Source organism: Sphingobacteriales bacterium (assembly GCA_016719635.1).
In the GTDB taxonomy this organism is placed as follows: Bacteria; Bacteroidota; Bacteroidia; order Chitinophagales; family JADIYW01; genus JADJSS01.
In genome coordinates this window covers 853,273-865,289 of sequence record JADJYT010000001.1, presented here as the reverse complement: position 1 = coordinate 865,289, position 12,017 = coordinate 853,273, and the positions used below count along the sequence as shown (strand labels likewise).

Genomic DNA, 12,017 nt, shown 5'->3' with positions numbered 1-12,017 from the left:
GCCTGTTTACAGCGGAACACCCGGTAAATACACATCGTAGAAATTGCCAATCTTTATCATGGAGTAGTCTATCCATCGGTCCCATCGGGCATCTTTGCGCAAGTTGTTCAGCGTGTGGAATCCGTTCATCGCCACCAGCACCCGCTGCTGCGCATTCGACAAATCATTCACGTTCGTCGGCAGTTTTACAGTATATCCTTTTCCCGTTTCACCGGTCTTATTTGTTCCTATAAAGATATCGCCAAAAAATACAAATTGCCGGTTGGTCAGCTGTATCAGTAACTTATCCAGCGTGGCAAACTGCTGCATCAACGGCTTGTCCCACATCGGTTGTAAAATGTAGATCTGTTCGTGTGCGCCGAATTGTATGGCGGCTTCCGTCTGTGTATCCTGATAGGCGTTGCAGTTGCCAGCTTTTAAAACATCTTCCGCCTGTTCCTGCAAGCGGAATCCTTCGCGGGCTTCTGAAGTCAGCCAGGTTTCAGTTTTAATCCTGCCCGCACCGGTAATACTGTTCAGGATTCCGAGTGAACCGATATCCGTCAGCACATCAATCTGCCCTTGTATCAAAATCTGGCAGGTTTCCAACAACACATCGGTTATCTCTTTTCCAGTATTGTCGATCGGAATGTGTACGTTGTTTTGCAGGAGGGTATAGCGCAAAAACAAGGCGGCTACCAATCCTGAACGCACTTCATTGGCGGCAAACACGCCCAGCCGCGTCCACATGAATTCGGGATATTTCCGCTGCAGCGCATCATAACTCATAAGGACAAACGCGTTTCTAGCCAAAATAACGGAGGCTTCCGAGCCGTGATAAAAGGTGTTTGCCTTCTGTTCAGCCAACGCCGCATGTTGCAAAAAGTTGGACTTTATCTGATGATAACGATCCTGAATGGAAATGCTTGTGTCGATGTTGTCAGAAAGCGGCGTAATATCATTGGCAAGGACGTGGATTTCATTCATCAACTGCCGTTCGGAAGCAGACAGCTGAATGCTGTCGTGTGTCAGCGGTTCGAGTTCATGCAGCAGTTCGCTGCGTTGGATTTCGTTGAAGCAGTTGGTGACGGCAGCTTCTTTTTTACAATGTGTCTGGCTGATAATGAGCAAAGAAAGCAGCAATATTCTGAACAACGGCATCCGGGAAATTTGAATCAATAATACTAAATATTTAAAGGAAATAAAAATACGACTATCTGCAGCATCGTGCCACGATAATCGTGGCACAATAGCCCGACTGTAAATTTTTAATTTTTATTGCTTACTTTTGTTCCTTATCAATTGCGACTCACAACCTTACCAAATGCAATATACCGCCGAAATAAACGTCATGCCGCTGAAAGAATTGCTGGACCCGCAGGGAAAAGCGGTCGAGCACGGCCTTCACAATTTAGGATTCCACACCTCCAATGTGCGCATCGGAAAACACATCACGCTGAAAATTGAAGCGGATTCCAAAGAGGATGCGGTACAGAAAACAGAAGAGGCATGTAAAAAGTTGCTGCATAATCCGGTCATGGAGTATTTTGAATACGTGGTGCATGAATGATGCCTGCTGAACGATAGTTTATTCAGCCGAAGTTACCTTTCTTCGTTTTGCCCATTTTACCCCTTCATACCAGATGACAGAAATAAATCCGGCTGCCATGCTTATGCCTGTTTCCCGAAGCGGAATGCTTTCAAACTGAAAGAAACTTGTGAAAGGCGGAAAGAGCAACAACGCAGCGGTCAGCAGAATGGTGATGGTGATAATCACCGGAATCAGGTTGTTTTTATAGGTGGCTGTCGTCAGCACCGAATAGATGAAGGAACGGTTCACCAGTGTCAGAAAAATATTTGCAGTGATGAGTGTCGTGAAAACCATGGTTCTGGTCAGCGGTTCACTGTAACCGGACTGAACGGCAAACAGGTAAATGAAAATGGTTCCGGCTGTTATCATCAATCCCTGAAGTATGCTGGTGGTCAGTTCCCGAAGGTTGAAAAACGTGGTCGTAAAAGGCCTTGGTTTCTGGAACATCAGATTCTTTTCGATAGGCTCGTTTTCATAGATGATGGAACAGGTAGGCCCCATGATGAGCTCCAGAAAAATGATGTGTACCGGTGTGAAGATACTGGGGTATTTCCAGTTGAGTGCCAGCGGAATGAATACCGTCAGGATAATCGGAATGTGGATCGAGATGATGTACTGGATCGCTTTTTTCAGGTTGACGTAAATTTTTCTGCCCATGGCAATCGCATCCACCATCCTGCCCAGATCATCATCTATAACAATCAGGGACGACGCCTGCTTTGCTATCTCACTGCCTTTCTTTCCCATGGCGATACCAATGTGCGCGGCTTTCAGCGCCGGGCCGTCATTGACGCCGTCTCCCGTCATCGCTACAATTTCTCCGTTGGCTTTTAGTGCGTTGATGATTTTTAATTTGGCATCCGGAAACATCCGGCTGAAAATAAAGATATCTTTTACTTTTTCTTTCAGCGTCTCATCCGGCATGTCCATCAGGTCTTGTCCGTTTAAGGTTTGTTCGGCGCCTTTAAAATGAATCTGTCCTGCAATGGTGGCTGTCGTGGCGGCATTGTCGCCGGTGACTATTTTCACGTCGATACCTGCCTGGTAAAAGGCATTCAGCACCGATTCCATATTTTTTTTTGGAGGGTCGTAAAAGGCGATGAGACCTTTACAGGCAAAGCGGATGGATTGTTGCCTTTCCGGAAAATCATTGCCGGCATATTCGGCAACACCGACACCCAGTACACGGTATCCTTCTGCTGCTAAGGCGTGCACCTGCTGAGTGATGATGGTTTTATCTGCTTCCGACAAATGGGCGACCTGCATGATGGCTTCCGGTGCGCCTTTTGCCGCGATGATACGCTGTCCTGCGGAATTTTCAAAAATATGCGTCATCATCGGCGGGTGCCCGCCCAACGGATATTCATGCCGCATGCTGTAGTTGGGCCGTTCATCTATGCCGTTTAGTTTTGTGTAGGCTTCATGCAGCGCCACTTCCATAGGATCAAATGGAATCGGCTCGCTCGCCCACATGCCGTATTGAATGATGGCTTCGGATTCCATAGAAAACAAATTATCCCCGGAAATTATTTTTTGACTGTCCCAGTCGAATACTTTAGCTAGCGACATTTTGTTCTCTGTAATGGTGCCGGTTTTATCCGTGCAAATGACGGTGGCGCTGCCTAAGGTTTCCACCGTTTTGGTTTGTTTGACGATGATACCCATCTTCATCAGCCGCCAGGCGCCCAGTGCCATGAAGGTGGTAAAGGCGACCGGAATCTCTTCCGGTAAAATGCTCATTGCCAGCGTCAGGGCTTTGAGCAGGCTGTCCAGAACATCCCGTGAACGGAAAAAATTAATGCCCCACACGATTAAAAAGATGAAGATGCCGGTAAACGCCATCAGCCTTACGAAATGGTTGATTTGCTGCTGCAGCGGCGTTTCTTCTTCGTCAATACTTTCGAGTATCTTTCCGATTTTCCCCAGTTTTGTCTGATTGCCGATGGCAGTCACCTCACAAATAGCCAAGCCGCCGGATACCCAGGTACCCTGGTAGACATTTTTGTCTTCAGCAGCTTCGTTTTTGATAACAGGCAATGATTCGCCGGTAAGAATGGATTCATTGACTTCAAAATCATTTGCCTGCAGGATGATGCCGTCTGCCGGAACAGAAGTGCCTTCTTCCACGACGATGATATCACCTAAAACAATATCACTACTGCTGACATCCGTTAATATGCCATTCCGAATCACTTTGCTTTTCGGTTGCGTGAGAGTCCTTAAAGCCTTTAAGGCATTTCTGCTCTTCGATTCCTGATATAGGGATATGGCGGCTACCAGAACAATGGCTAAGGTCATGAAAATGCCGTCATCCAAATTGCCGGTAATGAAATAAATGGTGGCGGCGGCCAGCAGCAATACTATCATCGGCTCTTTCAGGATACTGACAATGCTGTGGAGGAATCCCGTATCTTCCTGCTGGCTTAACTGATTTTCACCGTGTAACTTTCTCGCTTCCTGTACCTGTTCATCAGATAATCCCTGTATGTTGAAATTGGAGAAAGGCATGGTGGTATAAATTCGACAATTTACAAATTTGGAAGGAATAATAAAAATGAATGGAGAACTTCTGTAGAGGAATCGTTTTGCAATGAGAAACTGCTTATGTTTTCTGTGGTTTCTTTTTGCAGCGGGGAAAAGGATATTGTTCAGGATCAACCGATAGCCCGGTGAGTTGGGATGCAGATTTAAATCAGTCGGCGGGTCACCGACGCGGTGCTGATAATCTTCCGGATCGTGTCCGCCGTAAAATGTCCAGGTACCTTTGCCGTAAATTCCATGAATGTATTTCGCCTCATTCAGACTCTTATTTTCGCCCATAACCAGCACTTCCGGTTTGATGACGGATTTTTTGAACGCTGTGGTCTGACCCATGAAACCTTTCACGATTTTCTCGTGATTTTGTGTCAGCATGGCCGGTATCTGATCCCATTTGGCGGAAAAATCAAAGAGACTGAAAAAGTCGATGGTGGCGGCAATCGGGCGAATTCCCGGCACATCTATCGTGGAAAATTCGTATTCATACGGGTTGTTGCTGATCTGGTAATTATAAAAAGCAAAGCCCTTGTTATATTCTATTTTATTTTGTGCAGCGGCATCCATTGCATCGCCGTCAAATTGAGAAGAACAGATGTCGATTCCTTCTGCTGCCAGTGCGATATCATAGGAATCGGTGGCGGAACACATGGCAAACATGTAACCGCCGCCCATTACAAAATCGCGTATCTTTTTGGCAACGGCCAGCTTCTCCTGAGAAACTTTGGAGAATCCTAATGCTTGCGCACGCGACTCGTAATCCTGCACTTGTTTTTTATACCAATCCGCATTTTGGTAGGCCGACCAAAATTTACCATATTGTCCGGTGAAATCTTCGTGGTGCAGGTGCAGCCAGTCATACAGATGCAGTTCATCGTCCAGGATTTCTTCGTCATAAACCACCTTATAGGGAATTTCGGCATACAACAGCACTAACGTGACGGCATCGTCCCAGGGATTATTGGCTTTCGGTGAATACACCCCAACGCGCGGCGGTTTCTCCAGTCGGACAGCATCCATGTTTACTTCCGGATTGGAAATATCTTCAAGTGTTTTACTCATGGTGGCATCCGCAATGGTCTCAAACTTTACATTGCGTATTAAACATTCCTTTTCGTAATCTTTACTGTAGGGGAAAGCAAAACTGCCGCCCCGATAATTAAGAAGCCAGTCTACCGGAGTGTTTTTGGTCAATACCCAATAGGCAATTCCATAGGCTTTGAGGTGATTGGTTTGTACCTCATCCATAGGGATTAAAATAAAGGAAGCCCTGGTGGTATATCCGAGTAAAATAAAAACTAGTATGATGGCTGATTTCCTGATCATGGATTCCGTTCGTCAAATTTAATACAATTTGTGTGCCCGATTGGTTAAAAATAATTATCATTTTTAATAGCCGTAATGGCTGAACAATGTATCAATGGCGTGTTGCTGTGCCGGGCCGGCATTTTTCAGCTTTGCCTTCAGTGCGGCTAAACTTCGGGTATCCGTGGTAAGGAAACTGTAGAGTTGTGTAAACGAAAACCCGCTTACGGCATCAAAATCTTCATTATTTGCTCCATCATTCAGGTCGTGGTAAATGCCATAAGGAATCCAGTCTTCAAATGGTTCTTCATTCAGATCCAGGTATTTTTGTTTATGATACACGTAATAAGCGCAAATATTGGATATGTCTTCCGCCCATGCTTCCGACAATCCGACAATTCCGGAATTGGGTAGTGTCGGGTCACCGTACCCGCCGTTGTTGTAGATAAGTTCCACATAGGGCAGCCAGTAGGACGGACCTACCTGAGCATACTGGCTGGCATGCCCCAGTTCATGAAACATCGTTTCGATAAAAGAAGCCCTGGCGGCTGTGGAATAACGGGCATAATACGGGGCATATATATCCGGAAGCTGGTCCTTGATGATGCCGGCTAAGATTCCCGCCACATCTGCCGGAACATTTAGTAGATTGGTCAGCAGCAGCTGCGGATTACTGATGTTTTGCTGGGACATATTCCGCAGCATCGGAGTGGCATAGGAAGTGCTGATGGGTGCTTCCCTTCCTATCCATAATAAGAACTTTTTATCCGGCATAAGGAAGTTGTAATGTTTGGCGAATTCCTTAAACTTATTCAATGAATACAATGCGGCGCAGGAATGATGCAGGGCTGCATTGTTCATTTGTCTGCCGATTTCAATATTCAGGTTGGTCAGTGCGCAGGTTTTTTTATAACCTAAGGAGTATATATTGGTACCAAACACGGCGGATAAACTGGCTAAATCCAGCGTATGGATTTCTAAATAGTCATTATCAAATTTGATCAACACTTCCAGTGTGTCCGATAATAATGTAGAGGTGGAAATATGGAATTTTCCATCCTTACTGCTGATGCCAAAGGCTGTTTTGGTACCTTCCCGAATGATAATTTTTGCTCCTTCCAGTGGTACCTGAACACTGTCAATCGGGTCAAAGAATGTGATCGTGCCGTCAAATTCTTTAGCGGCTTCATCGGATATTTTTCCAGTTGGACCTTTTTCCGGCATGTACAAGTTGGAAATCAGTTCAGCATCCATAGATTTTAAATTCACGCCTGCCGGAACCACACCATAATATATGCCATACTGATGGGTTCGGGTTGCGGGGTAATTTAAATCCTTATCCGGAACCGCGTCAAACGGGTGGTCTAATAAAAAAACGCCCAACGCTTCAAGGTATCGGTATTGGTCAATTGTATAGATTTTAAATTTTACGTACTGATGCGTTGGATGTGCGAGCAGGGAAGGTTCGCTGGTTTGTGTGTAGGGGTTGCGCAGTTTACTGACAATTTCCACCGTACAACTGTTGTCTGTAATATTGACATCAGAAGATTTAGTGCAGGAGGAAATAAACACGGATATAATCAGTATAAAAATGGAGCGTTCCATGATAATAGTTTGAATAAAAATACAAAAAAAGGCTTGCAGTCAACTGCAAGCCTGTAAGATATTTTGGTATAACCGGCTATTACGCCATGTTTTTGATAATGGCATCACCGAACTCGGAACATTTGAGTAAGGTCGCTCCTTCCATCAAACGTTCAAAGTCATAAGTGACCGTTTTTTTGGCTATAGCCTGCTCCATGCCTTTGACAATCATATTGGCCGCCTCGATCCATCCCAGAAATTCGAGCATCATCACACCGCTCAGGATAACTGAACTTGGATTCACTTTATCCTGATTGGCATATTTCGGCGCTGTGCCGTGAGTAGCTTCAAAAATAGCCATACCGGTCAGGTAGTTGATATTGGCACCCGGTGCGATTCCGATACCGCCCACTAAAGCTGCCAAAGCATCTGAAATATAGTCTCCGTTTAAGTTGAGTGTTGCTACCACATCATATTCATCCGGTCTCAGGATAATTTGCTGCAGGAAATTATCTGCGATGGCATCTTTGATGATTAATTTGCCTTCTGCCACGGCTTTCTTCTGGGCGGCATTAGCTGCTTCTGAGCCGTCTTCCGCTAAGATTCTGTCATATTGTGTCCAGGTGAAAACCTTATCCCCGTATTCCCTTTCCGCCAGTTTATATCCCCATTCTTTAAATTTACCTTCGGTAAATTTCATGATGTTTCCTTTATGAACGAGTGTAACGCTTTTGCGGTTATGTGCCAGCGCATAATTGATGGCGGAACGAATCAACCGCTCGGAGCCATCCAGTGAAACAGGCTTGATACCCAACGAAGAAGTTTCCGGAAATCGTATCTTGTCTCCCACATTCATTTCTGTTTGCAGGAAGTTCAGGAGTTTCTTGCATTCCTCTGTCCCCTGCAGCCATTCGATTCCGGCGTATATATCTTCCGTATTCTCGCGGAAAATAATCATATCCACTTTTTCCGGTACTTTTGAATTGGAAGGAACTCCCTGAAAGTAACGTACAGGACGTACACAGGCATATAAATCCAGCAACTGCCGCAATGCCACATTTAAGGAACGTATGCCACCTCCGACAGGAGTGGTGAGTGGGCCTTTGATGGCGATTAAATTTTCAGTGATAGTGCTGAGTGTTTCATCCGGCAGCCAGGAGCCTGTTTGTTTATAGGCTTTTTCACCTGCCAGCACCTCTTTCCAGTGTATTCTTCTGGTTCCGCCATAAGCCTTTTCCACGGCGGCATCCAACACTCGTACGGACGCTTTCCAGATATCCGGTCCGGTTCCGTCTCCTTCGATAAAGGGAATAATCGGTTCATTTGGCACGTGCAGGTGCCCGTCTTTCATCGTAATTTTTTCTGCTGACATAAGTATATTTTTAACGTTACAAATATAAACAATACTCACCTTCAAACATAAAGAATACCTCTTTTGTTTTTCTGATTTACATCATAAATCCGTTATAGTGTGTTAAATCTAAAAAAATCCTTTTACGATTTTTTTTTACCTTTGTCTTATGCAGAACCCAAATTTAGATGCTACCGGAGATTTCTTATCCAAAACCGAAAAGGAACTGGAGAAGGTATTGCGTCCACAGGCATTTGAACAATTTTCCGGTCAGCCGCAGATAATTGAGAACCTGGATATTTTTATCAAAGCTGCCAAACAGCGGGATGAAGCACTGGACCATGTACTGTTGCACGGTCCTCCGGGACTAGGGAAAACTACGCTGTCCAATATCATCGCCAATGAGTTGGGGGTGGAGATGAAAACCACCTCCGGACCCGTACTGGAAAAGCCGGGAGACCTGGCGGGATTGCTGACGAATCTGCAGCCGAATGATGTATTGTTTATTGATGAAATTCATCGTTTAAATACGACCATAGAAGAGTACCTGTATTCTGCGATGGAAGATTATAAGATTGATATCATGATTGACAGCGGGCCGAGTGCGCGAAGTATTCAGATTACGTTGAATCCGTTTACACTGATTGGCGCTACCACCCGTTCCGGTTTGCTGACGTCTCCGCTGCGTTCGCGGTTTGGTATAACATTCCGCCTGGAATATTACAACACAGAGGTGCTTAAAAAAATCATCAAACGCTCAGCCAATATTCTCAATACGGAGATAGATGAGAAAGGTGCCACGGAAATAGCGAAACGAAGCAGGGGTACACCCCGTATTGCAAATGCACTGCTGCGCCGTGTCAGGGATTTTGCCCAGATTAAAGGCACCGGAAACATCGATTTGGAAATAGCCAAATATGCTCTGTCTGCACTGAATGTGGATGAGCACGGACTGGATGAAATGGATAATAAGATTTTGTCGGCCATCATAGAGAAATTTGCGGGCGGGCCGGTAGGTATTACCACCATTGCGACCGCTGTTGGAGAAGAACCCGGAACGATAGAAGAAGTCTATGAGCCATTCTTGATTCAGGAAGGGTATTTAAAAAGAACACCCCGCGGTCGCGAAGCGACCGCGAAAGCTTACCAGCATATCGGCAAAGTTCCGCCCATGCAGAGCGGTACCTTATTTTAACGGAAATGGAGAACACTAAACTTATAAAAATCGCCACGTATTTTAATCAGTTTGATGCCGAACTGGCAAAATTGAAACTGGAAGAAAATGATATCTATTGCTTTCTTAAAAACGAACATGTGGCGCAACTTCAGTTCGGTATCGCCAATTTTGAATTGATGGTGAATGAAAACCAAAAGGAACTGGCATTGCACTATCTGAATGAACACACACAAGATAACTGCAGGAATTTGAATTTGTCAGAAGAATGAATATGTCAGGATGACGTTTCTGTTTTTTTGTCAAACGTATTGTGAAGTAATGCAAAGATTATATAACTCACAATGATGCTGCTGAAGGACAGCCATTTCAGGAAAATAATTTGTGGGATGGCACAACCTAAAAAGAGCACCCTGAATTTATTCGTCTTCCAGCTGAATGGATTGCCTTTTAAACTGAAAAATTCTATTTCAGCAATCATCAGAAAAGCCAGTATGAATGGAACAATGATTGCTGCAAGATGAGAATAGATAACATAATCCCAATTGCTTTCATGTTGCCAGATTAAAAAGTATTGCATGTAAAAACCAAGCACGAAAATGGCTCCAGCCGGAGTGGCTAACCCAATGAAATTCTCTGTCTGCCGGGTGTCTGAGTTGAATTTTGCCAGCCGCAGACAGGCGAACAGGGTGTATGCAAATCCGGCAAAGCCGACATAGTTTTCTGAAAAGGAATAAGACTGATGAACGGCAGCGCCAATACCCATTAGATTTGATTTGGTGGTGATGATACTAAATAACATCATTCCCGGCAATACGCCAAAGGTGGCCATATCCGCCAGTGAATCCAATTGTCCGCCCAATTCTGACTTTACCTGCAGGGCACGTGCCGCAAAGCCATCTAAAAAATCCGCCAGCAAAGCTAATCCGATGAACAGGGCGACCAAATTATATTCATGCTTGGAACAGGCAACTATCCCCAAACAGCCGAAAAATAGATTTAGCAGCGTTAATGAATTCGGAAGGTGTTTTTTCATTTATAACAAAACTACTGTTTTTTATCGTCAGATTGATACAGTTTATCCAAATAATCCAATACCAGGTCTTTTAAAGATCCGCTGCCGGATAATTCGCTCATCATGCCGTACATGGCAGCTTTGCGTTTGCTTTCAGGGTTTTCTCCGCCGGAAAATTTTTGTGTCAGCGCAGAAAATTGTTTTTCATTCAACAGCTTCTTCAATCCTTTTACAGCACTAAGCTGCAAATTGTTTTTCAAATGTCCCAATGAGAAGCTTTTTGCTTTCTGTACGGATGTCTTCAAATCTTTGATAAACAATTCTCCCTTTCCGACATGAATATTATTCAATAATACATGCAGGCTGGCTGGCAGTTGCTGACGGTTAATGGTCCAGCCTAATTCGGCCAGTTCATCCGCCACTTCATACACATCAATTGAATCGGATGAAAATGCAAATAAGGTTGCTATGGGATTGCCCAGAATCTCCAGTTCCGGGATTTCCTGCTGAATGCGGCTCTTAATGTAGATGGTTTCTTCATAGGTTGCTTTTGCCATTCTCCGGTATCCCTCCATCCCGATATGACTGATAGCTGTCCAGGCTGCGGCAATAGGTCCGCCGCCACGGGTGCCCATAAAGGAAGGTGATCCGTAAATACCACCACTCCAGTCTGTTTTTACGTAAAATTGTCCTTTTCGAAGTTCTGCGTTTTTATGCAGGACGACGGAGGCGCCTTTGGCAGCATAGCCGTATTTGTGCACATCGGCAGACATGGAAGTTACCCCTTCAATTTCAAAATCAAATTTGGGAATGCTGATACCTTCCATTTTTAAAAAAGGTAAGATAAAGCCGCCGACACAGGCATCTACGTGAAATAAACATCGTTGTTGTCTGGCAATGTGTGCGATTTCTTCAATGGGATCGATAATGCCCTGCGGATAGGATGGGGCAGAACCAACAATGAGGACAGTATCGGAATTCACCTTGCTTTTTAAATCTTCGATGTCGAGTTCAAAGTTTTGATTGACCTTGATGATGGTGTAATTCAACTCAATCGTATCAGCTGCTTTACAAAAAGCCGGATGCGCGGTTTCCGCCAGCAGCATGTGCGGAATATGGGTGTGTTTGTGTTTTTTTGCCCATTCTTTCGCCGCCTTTACAGCCATGAAAATACTTTCTGTACCGCCGGATGTCATGCTGCCGCTCACGTTTTCATCGCCATGCAGCAAAGCTGCCGCCATACTGACGACTTCATTTTCCATTTGCTTCAAACTTGGAAATACAGCCGGGTTCAGTGCGTTGGTTGCGGAAAACAGGGTATAGGCTTCCTTGATGACGTTGTAATAGTCATCTCCCGGATAATAGACGTAGCCGAAAAATTTACCGTCTTTCCAGTTCATGTCGTGTTCGGTATATTCCTCCCATTTTCGGGCGATTTCTTCTTTTGTCAAACCTGCTTGCGGTATAGTCTTTTTCATTGTTT

Annotated in this window: 9 protein-coding genes and 1 pseudogene; 3 read left to right on the top strand and 7 right to left on the bottom strand. The window is 44.8% G+C overall.

The features are described from left to right. Positions 1-6: 6 nt before the first annotated feature. Positions 7-1,140 carry a hypothetical protein gene (locus IPM95_03885; GenBank protein ID MBK9328454.1) on the bottom strand — a complete coding sequence of 378 codons (1,134 nt, stop codon included), beginning with the start codon at positions 1,138-1,140 and terminating at the stop codon, positions 7-9. A 163-nt stretch (positions 1,141-1,303) separates the two neighbouring features. Between IPM95_03885 and purS the strand changes: the two genes are divergently transcribed. Continuing rightward, positions 1,304-1,549, top strand: coding sequence for a phosphoribosylformylglycinamidine synthase subunit PurS (gene purS / locus IPM95_03880; GenBank protein MBK9328453.1), 246 nt, complete (start codon positions 1,304-1,306; stop codon positions 1,547-1,549). Between the two features lie 18 nt (positions 1,550-1,567). Here the strand turns inward: purS and IPM95_03875 are convergent, their stop codons facing one another. The 4 genes and pseudogenes from IPM95_03875 to icd all read right to left on the bottom strand — a co-directional run bounded on the left by IPM95_03875 (position 1,568) and on the right by icd (position 8,366). Further along, positions 1,568-4,078: a cation-translocating P-type ATPase gene (locus IPM95_03875; protein MBK9328452.1), complete on the bottom strand. Its 2,511-nt coding sequence runs from the start codon at positions 4,076-4,078 to the stop codon at positions 1,568-1,570. A gap of 111 nt (positions 4,079-4,189) precedes the next feature. Continuing rightward, positions 4,190-5,431 (bottom strand): annotated as a pseudogene (locus IPM95_03870) (asparagine synthetase B). A gap of 63 nt (positions 5,432-5,494) precedes the next feature. Further along, positions 5,495-7,015 carry a hypothetical protein gene (locus tag IPM95_03865; protein ID MBK9328451.1) on the bottom strand — a complete coding sequence of 507 codons (1,521 nt, stop codon included), beginning with the start codon at positions 7,013-7,015 and terminating at the stop codon, positions 5,495-5,497. A 79-nt stretch (positions 7,016-7,094) separates the two neighbouring features. Further along, the gene (gene icd, locus IPM95_03860; protein MBK9328450.1) at positions 7,095-8,366 is read right to left on the bottom strand and encodes an NADP-dependent isocitrate dehydrogenase; all 1,272 of its coding nucleotides are present in this window, start codon (positions 8,364-8,366) and stop codon (positions 7,095-7,097) included. Positions 8,367-8,514: 148 nt separating this feature from the next. Between icd and ruvB the strand changes: the two genes are divergently transcribed. Beyond that, positions 8,515-9,540, top strand: coding sequence for a Holliday junction branch migration DNA helicase RuvB (gene ruvB, locus IPM95_03855; protein ID MBK9328449.1), 1,026 nt, complete (start codon positions 8,515-8,517; stop codon positions 9,538-9,540). A 5-nt stretch (positions 9,541-9,545) separates the two neighbouring features. Beyond that, positions 9,546-9,791, top strand: a complete 246-nt coding sequence (locus tag IPM95_03850; protein ID MBK9328448.1) for a DUF2007 domain-containing protein — start codon at positions 9,546-9,548, stop codon at positions 9,789-9,791. A gap of 5 nt (positions 9,792-9,796) precedes the next feature. Here the strand turns inward: IPM95_03850 and IPM95_03845 are convergent, their stop codons facing one another. Together IPM95_03845 and IPM95_03840 are read right to left on the bottom strand one after the other, a co-directional pair. Continuing rightward, positions 9,797-10,555 (bottom strand): CDP-alcohol phosphatidyltransferase family protein, encoded by a 759-nt coding sequence (locus IPM95_03845; GenBank protein MBK9328447.1) that lies wholly within the window; start codon positions 10,553-10,555, stop codon positions 9,797-9,799. An 11-nt stretch (positions 10,556-10,566) separates the two neighbouring features. After that, positions 10,567-12,012: an aspartate aminotransferase family protein gene (locus IPM95_03840; GenBank protein ID MBK9328446.1), complete on the bottom strand. Its 1,446-nt coding sequence runs from the start codon at positions 12,010-12,012 to the stop codon at positions 10,567-10,569. Positions 12,013-12,017: the final 5 nt, after the last annotated feature.